Raw genomic sequence first — 13,565 nt, 5'->3', positions numbered from 1 at the left:
GCAGTTGAGAAAACGGGGGATCAGGCCGCAGGCATCTGCGGTTCGGGCTTCGACAGCCCTATGACGGTCACGACCGCGGCGCCGTTCAGCCAGTAATAGGCGGCGTCCAAACCAGAGAAGCCAAGGGCGAAGGGCAGCACCAGAAACAGCAGCCCGACCGCAAGATCGACGGCAAGATGCAATTTGTAGGGCAGCACCCGGATCATCCCGAGGTGGTGATCCGTAAAGACCGTGAGCAAGAAGGCCGCCAGCCCGACCACGGGCGAGATCTTCAGCGCCAGCGGATTGGACGCACCGAGCCCCAACAGGAACGGCAGCCCCATGAGAGCGATGGCGACCGGGTAATCGAGATAGGCGTGGATGTTTTTGGTAACGAAGCGCATGGCGCAGGGACCTTTCTTAATGATTTTGGGAACGGCGGCTCGCCGTATTCCCGACATAGATCCACTGACACGGACGGTGAATGTTCAGAAATCCGCTAAAACTGCGTGATCGTCCGGATCTTGGGTCAATCATCGCCTATCCCCGACGAACCTCCGCCACGGCGAGGGCCGTCACACCGACGGCAGGTCGATCACCCGAATTTCGATGTCGCTCACTTTGCGCGCTCCCGCATGGTCGTAAAATGCGCGGGCTGCGATGTTACAGACCCAAAGATCCGCCACGATGGCGCCACATCCCAGATCCAGCGCCCGGCGTTTGACCGCCTGCAACAGCAAACCGCCGATCCCCAGCCCTCGGATGCCCTCGTCCACGACAAGATCGGCCAGCCAGAGGGTTTTTTGTCGAGTGTGAAGTTCGAAACGTCGGCCATAGGCGGCAAGGCCGAGGATAACGCCACCCTGCTCCGCCACAAGAACGTCGAGCCATCGCTCCGTCCCGAAACAGGCCGCTACAATCAGCGACGTGTCATCGCCGGGATCGGGGTCTGCGACATGCACCGCCAGCGCCCGAGACAGGCGCGCAAGTTCGGTGGCATCGTCGGGCTGCGCCTCGCGGATCTCCACCGGAGGCACTGTATTCACGCCGCATTCAAGGCGTCACGCCCGGCTTTGGCAAGCAACCGAACCGCCGCCGGGGTGACGCCGATCTCTTTCTTGAACACCCGACTGAACGCTGATTCCGATGCATATCCCGAAACCTCGGCGGCCTCGGCCACCGACAGGCCGCGCTCCGCCAATGCCTCACGTGCAATCTGCATCCGCCATGCGGTCACGTAACTCATGGGGGTCACCCCAAGGCGCGCTGTGAATCGTTCGGCAAAACCGGTGCGCGACAGGCCCGCGACCCGCGCAAGGCCAGCCACCGTCCATTCGGCAGCAGGGTCGCGATGAAACATGCTCAGCGCGCGTGCGATCTGCGGGTCGGCAAAGCCAGCGATCCCCGGAATGCCCTCGGGTGATTGCTCGATAAAGGCTCGGATGGCTTGGGCAAAGATTGCCTCGGACATCTTGAGCGCAATCAGATCGCCGCCAAGCCGCGCGCCGCCCGCCTCGGCCCCGATAACCTTGAGCGTCGCATCGAGCCACCCCCCGGCCTCTTCACCATATCCTCGCAGATGAATGTACGGCGGCAGCCGATCAAAGAGCAGGTGGCGCGACCCTTCGGCCAGCGCAAAATGCCCGCAGATGAGCTGCGTATCTCGCGGGCTTTCCTCTCCACCCCATACAAGCGTGCCATATCCAGGAAACCCCGAGCGGGACAGCACATCATCAAGCGGCAAGGCCTCCTCTGGTCCGGTATGCCGGCAAGATAGAACATGCGGCTCACCATGCGGAATGATCACAAGATCACCCTGCGCAAGGGTCACCGGCGCCTGTTGACCGCCAACACGCACCAGCGCCTCGCCGCGATGGGCATAATGAAAGCGCGCCACATCGCGATAAGCTGGCACACGCACTCCCCAAGGTTCTGTGAAACTCGTGCGGAAGTAGAGCGTGCCGCGAAACGACAGGCGGGTAAGGATATCGCTGAGTAGGTCCAACATGCATCACAGCTTACAGGTTCGGCGCGTAGAATCCAGAGCCGTGGACGATCGAGCAATAATTTCGGACGAGACGCCATTCATCGCGCCGGAATTTTGCGGTGAACAGGCGCAGCCGCGTGGCGATGGCCGACCGCAAGGTGACGGTCTCGCCGGTCAATGCGGCTTTGCTTAACCGTACCACAAGGAGACGCCCAAATGAGATCCAAAACCCTTGCCATGATCCTGTCCATCACAAGCCTGCCCGCTTTCGCTCAGATGGCGACAGAGGCGGGGCAAATCACCGTAGAACCAGTGCTCGAGGTTCCCTCCGAAGACTATCGCACCGGGTGGGTGCAGATCGGGGCATTTTCGGTGCTCGCAGAGAACCCCGCGGAAGGTGCGCATGAAATTCACGCTGTCTTCATCGACGAAGACGCGCTCAAGGCCTATCTCGCCGAGGGTCGGTTTGTCGAGGGGACGAAGATCGTCAAAGAGGTCTGGGGCACCCAAACCGAGGACCTGACAACCGGGCGCGCCAGCTATGCCGACACGCTCAAGGGCCGTTTCGTCATGGTCGCCGACCCCGACGGCAAGCTGGGTGAAGGCCCGCGGTTTGGCGACGGTTGGGGATGGGCCTTTTTCCCGGGACAGGAAACCCGGATTACCGATACCGAAGACTACCGGGATGCCTGCCTGGCCTGCCATGAACCGGCCCGCGATCAGGGGTTGATCTACCTTCAGGGCTATCCGGCCCTGCGCAGATAACACAGCGGCACAGCACAGCCTCAACTGGACGATTGAGCATAATATTAGGCCGAACCAGCATTAATAATACGAAATCCTCTAGGTAACATGTGCCCACATCGCCAAAATGTACCGCAACTCACGCGGCGCCATGGTGATGCCCCGTCCCAGCCGGGATGGGGATTTCCATGACAGAGAAAGGACAACGAATGAAACGGAAACTGACACTTACCGCTGCAACCCTTTCAGCGCTTCTCGCCTTCGGGCCGGCAATGGCCGCAGACGAATTCAACGTCGTATCGGGCCTGACTGCGGCGGGTGCTCCGCTCGGGGTGCATGGCGTCGACGTGGTTTCGCTGATCGAGTACAACAAGGAGCAGGCCGGAAGCGCAAAGTTTACCACGGTCCACGACGGTGTTTCGTACTACTTCACCAGCGCAAAGCACCAGAAATCCTTTGAGGCCAATCCGTCGAAATATATCCCGCAGAACGGCGGCTTCTGCACCTATGGGGTTTCTGTGGGCAAGAAGTTCGATGGCGACCCGAGCTTTGCGTCGGTGGTCGATGGAAAACTCTACGTCTTCCTGAACGAGGATATCTACAACCTTTACCTCAAGGATCAGGCCGGAACGATCCATAAGGCCGAAGAGAACTGGAAGAAAATCCAGCACACCGCCGCCAAGGATCTCTGACACAGAGATCTCGCAGAGCCGGTCGGACAAGCCGGCTCTGCGTCTTCCGCGTGATATGACAAACGAATGGTGGCTTGGCCGCTTCCTGTCGTCAGCCAGCAGGTCATCCCCGGCGTCCGGCACATTCTAAGGGTTCCGGACGATCACGCAGAAATATCGAACGCAATCGCATTCAGACGCCAGCAAAATTCAGGCAATTTCAGTCGCGAATATCTGAGCGAGAGAATAACCGATGAACCCTCACTGTTCCTAGGTGCCAATGCCCAATTTGATGCCACTCACACGCCGCCGCTTCGGTATCGGTCTTGGCGCGCTTCTGGGGTGTGCCGGAACGCGGCGCCGTTCACACGCGCACGATGGGGTGCAAGAGACGATGGTGCGAATTGACAATTCCACCTTCGAACCCTTGCTCGTTGAAATCTTTGCCGGGGATAGCGTGACCTGGGAGAATAACGATCTCGCGTCCCATACCGCGACGGCTCTGGACGGAAGCTGGGACACCGGGCTGCTCGAGCGGGGCGCGCGGGGCCGGATCATCTTCACCGAACCCGGCGAGTATCCCTATGTCAGCACGTTTCGCTCGCACATGAAAGCAACCGTTCTGGTGCGCAACCGCGATGGCGGATGAGCGAACTCGTAAATGCGAAATGCCATGGCTGGGATCTGCCGATGGCGTCAGGAGAATACCATGAAAAAGCCGATCACCCTCAGCAGCCACGCGCTCTGCCCCTATGTGCAACGCATCGCCATAGCCCTTGTTGAAAAAGGTGTTGCGCATGAGCGACGCGTTGTTGATCTCGGCAACAAGCCGCAGTGGTTTCTGGAAATTTCTCCGCTGGGACGCACGCCGGTACTGACGGTCGGGGACGCGTCGCTCTTCGAGTCTACCGCAATCCTCGAGTATCTCGAGGAAACGCAGCCCAATCCATTACATCCCACCGACCCGGTGGCGCGCGCGCGCCACCGCGCCTGGATGGTTTTCGGCGCAGAGGTGCTCGACACGATCGCAGGATTCTATTCGGCCCGGGATGCCGTGACATTCGAGGCAAAGACGGCCGCACTCCGCCGTCACTTCACACTCTTGGAGGATCATCTTAGCGAAGGACCGTGGTTCTATGGTGCAGACTTCAGCCTCGTCGACGTGGTTTTCGCTCCGGTTTTCCGATATTTTGACGTCTTTAACGAGATTGACAGATTCGAGTTCTTCGATGGGCTGACCAAAGTTCAAGCCTGGTCACTGCTTCTTGCCGCCCGCCCTTCGGTGCGAGATGCGGTGAGCAAGGATTACAACGCGCTCTTGCGTGCCTTTCTGCTTCGCCGCGACAGCGTGCTTGCCGCGCGCATGAAGGCTTCGGGCGCGGCCTGAGTCACTGTCCACGATGATCCAGTCTCACTCACATCCTGATTTGACCTTCGCACGCCTTACGGAGGTGCCGCTCGAAACGCTTGTCGAGCATATGTCCGACCCCCGCGTCGCACGGCATATGCCGCTCTTGTCGCAACCTTGGGATGTCGATGCAGCGAAACACTTTGTCGTCGCCAAAGAAGCGTGCTGGCAGCGTGACGGGTTAGGGCATTGGGCGTTTCTGCAAGACGGCCACTACGTCGGCTGGGGCGGCTTCCAAAAGGAAGGAACGGAGTGGGATTTTGGCCTTGTCCTACGGGGAGAGGCCTTTGGTCTTGGCCGCGCGATCACACATGCGGCATTGAATTTTGCCCATGCGGACGCACGCATCCCTTTCGTCACTTTTCTGCTGCCACCTTCGCGTCGTCATCTTGGTGCCCTTGCTAGGATAGGCGCAGAGCTGGTGGGCGAGGTGCCTTATGAAACGGCACGATTTCTCAAATTTCGTCTTGATACCCCCTGCCCTGCCACTCCCTCCACTTTGCGAAACTGAAAGGACAATCCATGACAATGATCGACCACCTAAGCCTCGGTGTTGCCGATATCTCTGCCGCTTGCGGTTTCTATGCCCGCCTGTTCGAACCGCTCGGAATCAACTGTCTGGCCGCAGGCGACGGCTTTGCCGCCTTCGGTCGTGACCGGATCGCGTTTCTGTTGCTGCCACCCTTCGACGGCAAACCGGCAAGCGCTGGCAATGGCGCGCATGTCGCATTCGCAGCACCGTCGCGCGAGGCGGTCGATGCCGCACATGCTGCTGGGCTTTCCGCCGGGGCTGGTGATGAAGGAGCGCCGGGTGTGCGCGCGGCCTATCCCATGCCGAATGTCTACGCCGCCTATCTGCGCGATCCTTGGGGCAACAAGCTGGAAATCGTCCATGCCGGATTCTCGGCCTCACAAGACCCGGCCTGAGATCGCGCAGCTGCGGGCCGAAATCACGGCCTGCAGCGCCTGCTCAGACTTGCCGTTCGGACCTCGTCCGCTTTTTCAGATCGGTGCGGGTGCGCGCATCCTCATCGTTGGACAGGCCCCAGGTCGTAGAACACACCTTGCAGGACGGCTCTTCGATGATGCCTCAGGCGTGCGGCTGCGCAACTGGCTTGGCCTAGACGAAGCGACGTTTCGTGATCCGGAAAAGATCGCGATCCTGCCCATGGGCTTCTGTTTTCCTGGCACTGGCCGTTCGGGTGATCTGCCTCCGCGCCCGGAATGCGCCCCATTGTGGCGTGCCCGCGCGATGGCGCTGTTGCCCGACATCATGCTGACGGTCGTGATCGGTCGCTACGCCCAAAACTGGCATTTGCCCGAAACCTCACACCTGCCCCTCGCCGAGGCGATGCGGGATTGGCCCGCACGTTGGCCAGCCAGCATCCTTCTCCCGCATCCAAGCCCGCGCAATATGGCATGGTTTCAACGCAATGTTTGGTTCGAAACGGATCTGCTCCCCGTATTACAGGCGCGAGTCATCGAACTTGTCGGAAAATGTGCCGAGCAGCGCACTTTGGGTCACTGACTCGAGATCGGACAGCTTGAGCCCGAATTGAAATCACGACCGCACTCTTTGAAACATCCGGGCCAGCATGCGACAGGCTGGCCCGGTGTCGGTTGCCCTCGTCAGAGGTCCGTTGCGGCAGTGTGTTTGATCTTGCCCCAGTTGGCCTCAGCCTTTGCGACAGTGCCCGCCTGATCCTTGAGGTATGCCTTGTAAACATCCTCGTTGAGGAAAACGTAAAGTTTGTCGTGCATCACGGCTGCAAAGCTCGGGTCGCCGTCAAACTTTTTCCCGACCGAGACACCAAAGGCGCAGAACCCGCCATATTGCGGCATGTAGCGCGCCGGGTTCGCCTTGAACGCCTTCATGTTCTTTTCCGAGGCAAAGTAGTAGGCGATCCCGTCATGAGCGGCAACATAAGCGGCGCTGCCTTCGGTGTTTTCACCATGATCGATTAGTGAAACCGGGTCGGCACCATGCAGGCCAAGCGGCGCACCGCTATAGGTAAGACCCGGAGTGACGTTGGCTTCGTCGGCAGCCATTGCAGGTCCGAAAGCACAGAGCGCGGTCAGCGCGGTGGCCGCGAAGATCAACTTGCGAGACATTGGATTTCCTCTTTTCATAGGTGATTACATTCCGTACCGAACGGCACAGTCCGCCAAAGCTCGCGGGAAAAGGATTGCTTCCCGCCAACGAAGGCGCGGTGCCAAACTATCCAATCCAAGCGTTTCTTTAATGCCGGTTAGTCCGCATTATATGTCTGTTCGTCCCTTTCGATGAACGATTCTGACTTGGCTGTCAGCCCCATGGGCGGACTCAACCTGCTTGGGGATGCCCTCTGAAATGCCATTGAATTTCTAGAGGGCTCGTCCGCCGCGCCACGCATGGTCTGACCTTCGAAGGGGGCATTCCCATGCAGTCCGGGTAGATCCCTGAGGTGCGCCGCCCGCCCTGAACGCAGGCCTCGTTACCATGACCACCAGAAAGCATGGACGGAAAAGTGGATTTCTGTATCGAGACCACCGTAGCACCATAAAAATATTACCTTTATTTGCTAACAGCATTCCCACCAGAGACCCGAAACCCTTAAGGAGCGCGCGATGTCCCGATTGCAGGCCGACGAGGCCCTGATCCACCCCGACTGCGAGATCACCGATTGCGAGTTCGGCATCTACACAGAGGTCGGGCGTGGCAGCCGCCTCGCGCATGTGGCGATGGGGGATTATTCCTATTGCGACCGATATTGCGACCTCGCCAATGCCGAGATCGGCAAATTCGCCAATATCGCCAGCTTCGTGCGCGTTGGCGCCACCGATCACCCGCTCGACCGCGCCAGCCTGCATCATTTTCTCTATCGCTCGGCCAGCTATTGGGACGATGCCGCCGACGATGCGCTCTGGTTCGACAAACGCCGCGCCCGCGTGGCGCGCATCGGCCATGACACCTGGATCGGCCATAATGCGCAGGTAAAGCCCGAGATCACCGTGGGCCATGGCGCGGTGATTGCCGCGGGGGCCGTGGTCACGCATGACGTGGCCCCCTATACCATCGTCGCGGGCGTGCCCGCCCGGCCTCTGCGCCTGCGCCTTGCCCCCGCCCTGGCCGACCGCATGATGGCGCTCGCGTGGTGGGATTGGGATCACGCCCGCCTGGGGGAAACCCTGGATGATTTCCGCAGCCTGAGCGCCGAGGCCTTTCTCGAAAAACACGGCGGCTGAGCACAAGAAAAAGGCGGCCGCAAAGGGCCGCCCGTTGGATGCTGAAAATGACGGATAAAAACGGCAGCAGGAATAACCCTGCTGATAGGCAACGGGTGTGACAGGACCGTGACAAGACGGGCGGTTTTTCAGCTCTCCGCCAGTGTCAGCGTGATCCGATCCCCGGCAAACCAGGTGCGCCCATATTCAATGGGCCGCCCCTCGGGATCGACATTGACCGCGAGGGTGCGCAGGATCGGCGCGCCGGGGCTGAGGTTCAGATGCACCGCCTGCATCGGGCTTGCCAGTTTCGCGTTGAGCCGGGTCGAGGCGCGGGTAAAATCCGCCACCCCCTGCGCGGCCAGCGCCGCCGTCACCGATCTCAGCCGCCTCAGCGCCTCGGGCAGGTCGGGAAACCGCGCGGCCGGGAAGGTGCTGCGAAACACCGCCACCGGCACGCCATCCGCCAACGACACCCCGTCACAGACATGCACCATCGCCCCCGGAACCAGCCGCAGCGCCTCGGCCTCTGCGGCATCGGCACTGCGGGTCTCAAGCGCGAGAATCTCCTTGGTCGGCAAGCGGCCGGCGGCCTGCAGATTCTGGTGAAACCGCACCCGCCGGCCAATCGGATACTCGGTCGGGCGATGCGCCACAAAGGCCCCCGCCCCGCGCCGGGTAAAGATCGCCCCCGCCTCGGCCAAAGCGCCCAGCGCGCGCCGCACCGTATGACGATTGACCCCGAATCGCGCGGAGAGCGCCGCTTCGGTCGGCAGCTTGTCTCCGGGGCCATAGCGCCCCGCCGCGATGTCATCGCTCAGGCTGTCATGGATCGCGCGCCACAGGGCCTCAGATTTTTCTCGGCTCATGTCACAGAAGTTTCACCTGTTGCGGCCTTGCTAGGGGGCGGGGTTTCGCGTATAAATTTGTCTAGTTGTATAGTATCTCCAACAACTTCGCAAGATGTCCAACAAGGTGTCCGCATGAGCACAGAAACCGAACGCAAGGGCTGGATGGGCCTCTTGGCGCGCGCCCCGGCCGAGGATCTGCACCGGCTCTGGTCCGACACCGGGCTGACCCCCGATCACGCCTATCTGCGCGCGCCCGAGGTGGGCGGCGTCATGGTGCACGGGCGCGCCGGGGCCACCGGGGCCGCCTTCAACCTTGGCGAAATGACCGTTACCCGCTGCGCGCTGCAACTCGGCGATGGCCGGGTCGGCCACGGCTATGTGCAGGGCCGTGACAAGCGTCACGCCACGCAAGCCGCCTTGATCGACGCGCTGATGCAAGGGGCCGAGGCAGAGAGGATCCGCACCATGATTCTGGACCCTTTGACCGAGGCCGAGACCGCCCGCCACACCGCCCGCGCCACCCGCGCCGCCGCGACCAAGGTGGATTTCTTCACCCTCGTACGAGGAGAGGATTGATGCAGACCGAGGCCCTGACCGGCGGCTTTACCACCGCCCCGACCCAAGCCGCCGAGGCGTTTCGCGCGGTGATGCGCGCCATGGCCCGCCCCGGCACCGTTGAGCGGATCACGGGGGCACGGCCGCCGCTGCCGCTCTCACCTGCCGCCGGCGCCGTGATCCTGACGCTTTGCGATCCCGAAACGCCTCTGCATCTGGCGGGGGCGGCCGATACCCCGGCTGTGCGCGACTGGATCACCTTTCACACCGGCGCACCGCTGGTGGACCGCGCCCGCGCCAGCTTTGCGCTCGGCTCCTGGCAGGCGCTCTTGCCCCTCACCGACTATCCCATCGGCAGCGCCGAATACCCCGACCGCTCGACCACCCTGATTGTCGAGATGGCGCAACTCACGCATACCGGCGCGCGCCTCACCGGGCCGGGGATCGCAACCGCCGCCACCCTCTCGCTGCCAGACATTGCCGCCTTTCAGCGCAACGCGGCGCTCTATCCCTTGGGGCTGGATTTTCTCTTTACCGCTGGCGATCACCTCGCGGCCCTGCCGCGCTCAACCCGCGTGGAGGGCCACTAGATGTATGTCGCAGTCAAAGGCGGCGAACGCGCCATCGACAATGCCCATGCCTGGCTGGCCGAGGAACGGCGCGGCGACACCTCCATTGCCGAACTCAGCGTGGCGCAGATCCGCGAACAGCTCAGCCTCGCCGTCAACCGCGTCATGGCCGAAGGCTCGCTCTATGATCCCGACCTCGCCGCGCTTGCCATCAAACAGGCGCGCGGCGACCTGATCGAGGCGATCTTTCTCATCCGCGCCTACCGCACCACCCTGCCCCGCTTTGGCGCGTCGCATCCGGTGAACACCGCCGCCATGCGCTGCGACCGGCGCATTTCGGCCACGTTCAAGGACGCGCCGGGCGGCCAGGTGCTGGGCCCGACCTTTGACTACACGCATCGCTTGCTGGATTTCAAACTCGCGGCAGAGGGCGAAACTCCCCAAGCGCCGACCGCCACGCCCGCCCCCGGCCCCACGCCGCATATCATGGGCTATCTCGACCGCGAGGGGCTGATCCAGCAAGAAAACCCAAGCGATACCACGCCCCCCGACCTCACCCGCGAACCGATGCAATTGCCCGCGGACCGCGCGCTGCGGCTTCAGGCGCTCACGCGTGGCGACGAGGGCTTCATCCTCTCGCTCGCCTATTCCACCCAGCGCGGCTATGCCCGCAACCACGCCTTTGTGGGGGAGCTCAGGATCGGCGCGGTGGCGGTGGAAATGGACATCCCCGAACTGGGCTTTGCGATTGAATTGGGCGAAATCACCCTCACCGAATGCGAAACCGTCAACCAGTTCAAAGGCTCGAAAACCGAACCGCCGCAATTCACCCGTGGCTATGGGCTGGTCTTTGGCCAGACCGAGCGCAAGGCCATCGCCATGGCGCTCGTGGACCGCGCGCTGCGCTGGCGGGAACTGGGCGAAGAAGACCAGGGCGCACCCGCACAAGACGAGGAATTCGTCCTCATGCATGCCGACAACATTCAGGCCACCGGCTTTCTCGAACATATCAAGCTGCCGCATTACGTCGATTTCCAGTCCGAACTGGAACTGGTGCGCAAACTCCGCCGCGAGGCCGGGGGCGCGGCGCACCGGGAGGCGGCGGAATGAGTATTTATGGAACGCTGAACCGGGACGCGTCAGCCTTTGGGCGGTCTGTCGTCATCATCCCGGTAGAGACCGGGAAAAAGCTGTTTGCGGATGATAAACAGAAGAATGCCGATCAGGATCGGAATGATCCACGCGAATTCCGCAAGCTCTCCGCCGTGGCGAAAGTAATTGAATCGAAGCTGGGAAATCATAATCATGGCAGAGAGATAGCCGTTTCCCCATTTGCTTGGCAAGACGGTGGGGTCCAGCCATGACCCTCATCGTCTTTGACATCGGCAATGTCCTCTTGCACTGGGACCCGCAGGCGGCCTTTCGTCATGCCATCGGCAGCGACGCCGAGATTGACGCGCTGCTGGCAGAGGTCGGTTTCTACGACTGGAATTATGAGCAGGACCGGGGCCGGAGCAGGACCGAGGCGGTGGCGGCGATTGCCGCCCACTGGCCACATCATGCAGAGCTCATGGACGGCTATTTCGACCGCTTCGGCCTGACCATCCAGAACCGCATCCAAGGGTCATGGGACATCGCCGCCGCGCTCAAGGAAAGCGGTCATCGCCTCTGGGCGCTCACCAATTTCTCGGCCGATACCTGGCCGCAGGCGCTGCAATTGCATCCCCAACTGACCACGCTGTTCGAGGGCATCGTCGTGTCGGGGCATGAGCGCATGGTCAAACCCGACCGCGAGATCTTTGACCTCCTCTGCACCCGCGCCAAGGCCGCACCGGAGGCGTGTTATTTCATCGACGACAGCGCCGACAACGTGGCAGGCGCCCGCGCCGCAGGCTGGCAGGCGCATCACTTCACCGGGCCAGAGGCCCTCAATGCCGACCTGCGCGACCGGGGGCTATTATGAGCGATTACAACTTTGCCTATCTCGACGAGCAGACCAAGCGCATGATCCGCCGCGCCATTCTCAAGGCGCTCGCGATCCCCGGCTATCAGGTGCCCTTTGCCAGCCGCGAAATGCCGATGCCCTATGGCTGGGGCACGGGCGGCGTGCAGGTCTCTGCCGCCTGTCTCACGCCCAATGACACGCTCAAGGTGATCGACCAGGGCGCGGATGACACCACCAACGCGGTCTCGATCCGCAAATTCTTTGAAAAGACCGCGCAGGTCGCCACCACCGAGGAAACCGCCCGCGCCAGCCTCATCCAGACCCGCCACCGCATCCCCGAGGAACCACTGACCGAGGATCAGATCCTTGTCTATCAGGTGCCGATCCCCGAACCGCTGCGCTTTCTCGAACCCTCCGAGGTCGAAACCCGCAAGATGCACGCGCTCGAGGAATACGGCCTCATGCATGTGAAACTCTATGAGGACATCAGCCAACACGGGGCCATCGCCACCGCCTATGCCTATCCGGTCAAGGTCGAGGGGCGCTATGTGATGGACCCCTCCCCGATCCCCAAATTCGACAACCCAAAACTCAGCATGGCCGCGATCCAGCTTTTCGGCGCGGGGCGCGAACAGCGCATCTATGCCCTGCCGCCCTATACCCAAGTTGTCAGTCTCGATTTCGAGGATCACCCGTTCGAGGCCAGCAAGGCCGATCACGATTGCGACCTCTGCGGGGCCGCCGACAGCTATCTCGACGAGGTGATCACGGATGACGCGGGCGGGCGGATGTTCGTCTGCTCCGACACCGATTATTGCCGCGCGCGGCGCGCGGCGGGCCATATCGGCGCCCAGGGCGCCCCCTATGAAGAGGCCACAGCATGACCCCCCTCTTGCAAGTCCGCGATCTTGCCAAGTTCTACGGCCCCCGGCGCGGCTGCGAAGGCGTCAGTTTCGATCTCTGGCCCGGCGAGGTGATGGGCATCGTGGGCGAAAGCGGATCAGGCAAATCCACGCTTCTGTCCTGCCTTGCCGGGCATCTGCCCCCCGACCGGGGCGAGGTGATCTTTGACACGCACGGCCACGGCCCTCGCGACACGCTCACCATGTCCGAACCCGAACGCCGGATGCTGATGCGCACCGATTGGGCCTTTGTGCATCAACATGCCCGCGACGGGCTGCGCATGGGGGTGAGTGCAGGCGGCAATGTCGGCGAGCGGCTGATGGCCGTGGGCGCGCGGCATTACGGGCATATCCGCGAACAGGCGATTGATTGGCTTGGCCGGGTCGAGATTGCCGCCGATCGTGTCGATGACAAACCGCAGGCGTTTTCAGGCGGCATGCAGCAGCGCCTGCAAATCGCCCGCAACCTCGTGACCGGCCCGCGCCTTGTGTTCATGGACGAACCCACCGGCGGGCTTGATGTCAGTGTTCAGGCGCGGCTTCTCGATCTCCTGCGCGGGCTGGTGCGCGAAATGGGGCTCTCGGCCATCATCGTCACGCATGATCTGGCCGTCGTGCGCCTGCTCGCCGACCGGCTGATGGTGATGAAGGATGGCCGCGTGGTCGAGGACGGGCTGACCGATCAGGTGCTCGACGATCCGCAACACGGCTACACGCAATTGCTTGTCTCCAGCGTGTTGCAGGTCTGAC

At 62.0% G+C, this 13,565-nt stretch carries 21 protein-coding genes; 14 read left to right on the top strand and 7 right to left on the bottom strand.

The genetic code is table 11. From position 1 onward, the window contains the following. Nucleotides 1-20: 20 nt before the first annotated feature. The 4 genes from ROSMUC_RS09725 to ROSMUC_RS21015 form a co-directional block, all read right to left on the bottom strand. A complete protein-coding gene (locus ROSMUC_RS09725) occupies nt 21-383 on the bottom strand; it encodes a hypothetical protein (RefSeq protein WP_037272407.1) in 363 nt (120 codons plus the stop codon). A gap of 171 nt (nt 384-554) precedes the next feature. Further along, nucleotides 555-1,025, bottom strand: a complete 471-nt coding sequence (locus ROSMUC_RS09720; protein ID WP_102105919.1) for a GNAT family N-acetyltransferase — start codon at nt 1,023-1,025, stop codon at nt 555-557. Then, entirely contained in the window at nt 1,022-1,987 is a 966-nt protein-coding gene (locus tag ROSMUC_RS09715) for an AraC family transcriptional regulator (RefSeq protein WP_037272401.1), read from the bottom strand. The genes ROSMUC_RS09720 and ROSMUC_RS09715 overlap by 4 nt, the downstream gene beginning before the upstream one ends. Nucleotides 1,988-1,997: 10 nt before the next feature. Beyond that, on the bottom strand, nt 1,998-2,144 hold the full coding sequence (locus tag ROSMUC_RS21015; RefSeq protein ID WP_170062560.1) for a hypothetical protein: 147 nt from the start codon (nt 2,142-2,144) through the stop codon (nt 1,998-2,000). A 38-nt stretch (nt 2,145-2,182) separates the two neighbouring features. On the opposite strand from ROSMUC_RS21015, the gene ROSMUC_RS09710 reads away from it, so the two are divergent. The 7 genes from ROSMUC_RS09710 (at nt 2,183) to ROSMUC_RS09680 (ending at nt 6,317) form a co-directional block, all read left to right on the top strand. Continuing rightward, a complete protein-coding gene (locus ROSMUC_RS09710; protein WP_037272397.1) occupies nt 2,183-2,731 on the top strand; it encodes a cytochrome P460 family protein in 549 nt (182 codons plus the stop codon). A 188-nt stretch (nt 2,732-2,919) separates the two neighbouring features. Further along, a complete protein-coding gene (locus ROSMUC_RS09705; protein WP_037272394.1) occupies nt 2,920-3,402 on the top strand; it encodes a YHS domain-containing (seleno)protein in 483 nt (160 codons plus the stop codon). A gap of 271 nt (nt 3,403-3,673) precedes the next feature. After that, nucleotides 3,674-4,030 carry a cupredoxin domain-containing protein gene (locus ROSMUC_RS09700; protein ID WP_075571730.1) on the top strand — a complete coding sequence of 119 codons (357 nt, stop codon included), beginning with the start codon at nt 3,674-3,676 and terminating at the stop codon, nt 4,028-4,030. A gap of 60 nt (nt 4,031-4,090) precedes the next feature. Then, nucleotides 4,091-4,768, top strand: a complete 678-nt coding sequence (locus ROSMUC_RS09695) for a glutathione S-transferase family protein (protein ID WP_037272965.1) — start codon at nt 4,091-4,093, stop codon at nt 4,766-4,768. A 13-nt stretch (nt 4,769-4,781) separates the two neighbouring features. Next, nucleotides 4,782-5,300: a GNAT family N-acetyltransferase gene (locus ROSMUC_RS09690; RefSeq protein ID WP_037272390.1), complete on the top strand. Its 519-nt coding sequence runs from the start codon at nt 4,782-4,784 to the stop codon at nt 5,298-5,300. A gap of 11 nt (nt 5,301-5,311) precedes the next feature. Next, nucleotides 5,312-5,716, top strand: coding sequence for a VOC family protein (locus tag ROSMUC_RS09685; RefSeq protein WP_245875151.1), 405 nt, complete (start codon nt 5,312-5,314; stop codon nt 5,714-5,716). Next, entirely contained in the window at nt 5,682-6,317 is a 636-nt protein-coding gene (locus tag ROSMUC_RS09680) for a uracil-DNA glycosylase family protein (protein ID WP_052115303.1), read from the top strand. Before ROSMUC_RS09685 ends, ROSMUC_RS09680 begins: the two co-directional genes overlap by 35 nt. A gap of 101 nt (nt 6,318-6,418) precedes the next feature. Here the strand turns inward: ROSMUC_RS09680 and ROSMUC_RS09675 are convergent, their stop codons facing one another. Beyond that, the gene (locus ROSMUC_RS09675) at nt 6,419-6,901 is read right to left on the bottom strand and encodes a YHS domain-containing (seleno)protein (RefSeq protein WP_037272386.1); all 483 of its coding nucleotides are present in this window, start codon (nt 6,899-6,901) and stop codon (nt 6,419-6,421) included. A gap of 495 nt (nt 6,902-7,396) precedes the next feature. On the opposite strand from ROSMUC_RS09675, the gene ROSMUC_RS09670 reads away from it, so the two are divergent. Next, the gene (locus ROSMUC_RS09670) at nt 7,397-8,014 is read left to right on the top strand and encodes an LbetaH domain-containing protein (RefSeq protein WP_037272383.1); all 618 of its coding nucleotides are present in this window, start codon (nt 7,397-7,399) and stop codon (nt 8,012-8,014) included. Between the two features lie 128 nt (nt 8,015-8,142). On the opposite strand, the gene phnF is transcribed toward ROSMUC_RS09670, so the two are convergent. Further along, on the bottom strand, nt 8,143-8,862 hold the full coding sequence (phnF, locus tag ROSMUC_RS09665) for a phosphonate metabolism transcriptional regulator PhnF (protein WP_037272380.1): 720 nt from the start codon (nt 8,860-8,862) through the stop codon (nt 8,143-8,145). A gap of 114 nt (nt 8,863-8,976) precedes the next feature. Here phnF and phnG point away from each other — a divergent pair, with 114 nt between their 5' ends. Genes phnG through ROSMUC_RS09650 form a run of 3 tightly spaced genes read left to right on the top strand, consistent with a single transcriptional unit; the run spans nt 8,977 to nt 11,078 of the window. Further along, nucleotides 8,977-9,420 carry a phosphonate C-P lyase system protein PhnG gene (gene phnG / locus ROSMUC_RS09660; protein ID WP_037272377.1) on the top strand — a complete coding sequence of 148 codons (444 nt, stop codon included), beginning with the start codon at nt 8,977-8,979 and terminating at the stop codon, nt 9,418-9,420. Then, the gene (gene phnH, locus ROSMUC_RS09655; RefSeq protein ID WP_037272375.1) at nt 9,420-9,989 is read left to right on the top strand and encodes a phosphonate C-P lyase system protein PhnH; all 570 of its coding nucleotides are present in this window, start codon (nt 9,420-9,422) and stop codon (nt 9,987-9,989) included. Before phnG ends, phnH begins: the two co-directional genes overlap by 1 nt. After that, nucleotides 9,990-11,078 (top strand): carbon-phosphorus lyase complex subunit, encoded by a 1,089-nt coding sequence (locus tag ROSMUC_RS09650; RefSeq protein ID WP_037272373.1) that lies wholly within the window; start codon nt 9,990-9,992, stop codon nt 11,076-11,078. It begins immediately after the preceding gene. A 29-nt stretch (nt 11,079-11,107) separates the two neighbouring features. Here ROSMUC_RS09650 and ROSMUC_RS21175 read toward each other — a convergent pair whose 3' ends face one another. After that, nucleotides 11,108-11,275: a hypothetical protein gene (locus ROSMUC_RS21175; RefSeq protein ID WP_206018439.1), complete on the bottom strand. Its 168-nt coding sequence runs from the start codon at nt 11,273-11,275 to the stop codon at nt 11,108-11,110. A gap of 53 nt (nt 11,276-11,328) precedes the next feature. Here ROSMUC_RS21175 and ROSMUC_RS09645 point away from each other — a divergent pair, with 53 nt between their 5' ends. The 3 genes from ROSMUC_RS09645 to phnK are packed head-to-tail and all read left to right on the top strand — an operon-like array spanning nt 11,329 to nt 13,564. Then, nucleotides 11,329-11,931, top strand: coding sequence for an HAD family hydrolase (locus tag ROSMUC_RS09645; RefSeq protein WP_037272370.1), 603 nt, complete (start codon nt 11,329-11,331; stop codon nt 11,929-11,931). Continuing rightward, nucleotides 11,928-12,797: an alpha-D-ribose 1-methylphosphonate 5-phosphate C-P-lyase PhnJ gene (locus tag ROSMUC_RS09640; RefSeq protein WP_037272368.1), complete on the top strand. Its 870-nt coding sequence runs from the start codon at nt 11,928-11,930 to the stop codon at nt 12,795-12,797. The genes ROSMUC_RS09645 and ROSMUC_RS09640 overlap by 4 nt, the downstream gene beginning before the upstream one ends. Next, on the top strand, nt 12,794-13,564 hold the full coding sequence (gene phnK, locus ROSMUC_RS09635; RefSeq protein WP_037272366.1) for a phosphonate C-P lyase system protein PhnK: 771 nt from the start codon (nt 12,794-12,796) through the stop codon (nt 13,562-13,564). Before ROSMUC_RS09640 ends, phnK begins: the two co-directional genes overlap by 4 nt. Nucleotide 13,565: the final 1 nt, after the last annotated feature.

Origin of the sequence: Roseovarius mucosus DSM 17069 (assembly GCF_000768555.3) — a bacterium.
GTDB classification, from domain to species: domain Bacteria; phylum Pseudomonadota; class Alphaproteobacteria; order Rhodobacterales; family Rhodobacteraceae; genus Roseovarius; species Roseovarius mucosus.
The sequence above is the reverse complement of the archived record's forward strand: the minus strand, read 5'-3'. Positions and strand labels throughout refer to the sequence as shown.

Bases quoted from the DNA above. Each gene is read 5' to 3' on its own strand.
- ROSMUC_RS09725 (WP_037272407.1), bottom strand. From the start codon at position 383: ATGCGCTTCGTTACCAAAAACATCCACGCCTATCTCGATTACCCGGTC.
- ROSMUC_RS09715 (WP_037272401.1), bottom strand. From the start codon at position 1,987: ATGTTGGACCTACTCAGCGATATCCTTACCCGCCTGTCGTTTCGCGGC.
- ROSMUC_RS09710 (WP_037272397.1), top strand. From the start codon at position 2,183: ATGAGATCCAAAACCCTTGCCATGATCCTGTCCATCACAAGCCTGCCC.
- ROSMUC_RS09705 (WP_037272394.1), top strand. From the start codon at position 2,920: ATGAAACGGAAACTGACACTTACCGCTGCAACCCTTTCAGCGCTTCTC.
- ROSMUC_RS09700 (WP_075571730.1), top strand. From the start codon at position 3,674: ATGCCACTCACACGCCGCCGCTTCGGTATCGGTCTTGGCGCGCTTCTG.
- ROSMUC_RS09695 (WP_037272965.1), top strand. From the start codon at position 4,091: ATGAAAAAGCCGATCACCCTCAGCAGCCACGCGCTCTGCCCCTATGTG.
- ROSMUC_RS09690 (WP_037272390.1), top strand. From the start codon at position 4,782: ATGATCCAGTCTCACTCACATCCTGATTTGACCTTCGCACGCCTTACG.
- ROSMUC_RS09685 (WP_245875151.1), top strand. From the start codon at position 5,312: ATGACAATGATCGACCACCTAAGCCTCGGTGTTGCCGATATCTCTGCC.
- ROSMUC_RS09680 (WP_052115303.1), top strand. From the start codon at position 5,682: ATGCCGGATTCTCGGCCTCACAAGACCCGGCCTGAGATCGCGCAGCTG.
- ROSMUC_RS09675 (WP_037272386.1), bottom strand. From the start codon at position 6,901: ATGTCTCGCAAGTTGATCTTCGCGGCCACCGCGCTGACCGCGCTCTGT.
- ROSMUC_RS09670 (WP_037272383.1), top strand. From the start codon at position 7,397: ATGTCCCGATTGCAGGCCGACGAGGCCCTGATCCACCCCGACTGCGAG.
- phnF (WP_037272380.1), bottom strand. From the start codon at position 8,862: ATGAGCCGAGAAAAATCTGAGGCCCTGTGGCGCGCGATCCATGACAGC.
- phnG (WP_037272377.1), top strand. From the start codon at position 8,977: ATGAGCACAGAAACCGAACGCAAGGGCTGGATGGGCCTCTTGGCGCGC.
- phnH (WP_037272375.1), top strand. From the start codon at position 9,420: ATGCAGACCGAGGCCCTGACCGGCGGCTTTACCACCGCCCCGACCCAA.
- ROSMUC_RS09650 (WP_037272373.1), top strand. From the start codon at position 9,990: ATGTATGTCGCAGTCAAAGGCGGCGAACGCGCCATCGACAATGCCCAT.
- ROSMUC_RS21175 (WP_206018439.1), bottom strand. From the start codon at position 11,275: ATGATTATGATTTCCCAGCTTCGATTCAATTACTTTCGCCACGGCGGA.
- ROSMUC_RS09645 (WP_037272370.1), top strand. From the start codon at position 11,329: ATGACCCTCATCGTCTTTGACATCGGCAATGTCCTCTTGCACTGGGAC.
- ROSMUC_RS09640 (WP_037272368.1), top strand. From the start codon at position 11,928: ATGAGCGATTACAACTTTGCCTATCTCGACGAGCAGACCAAGCGCATG.
- phnK (WP_037272366.1), top strand. From the start codon at position 12,794: ATGACCCCCCTCTTGCAAGTCCGCGATCTTGCCAAGTTCTACGGCCCC.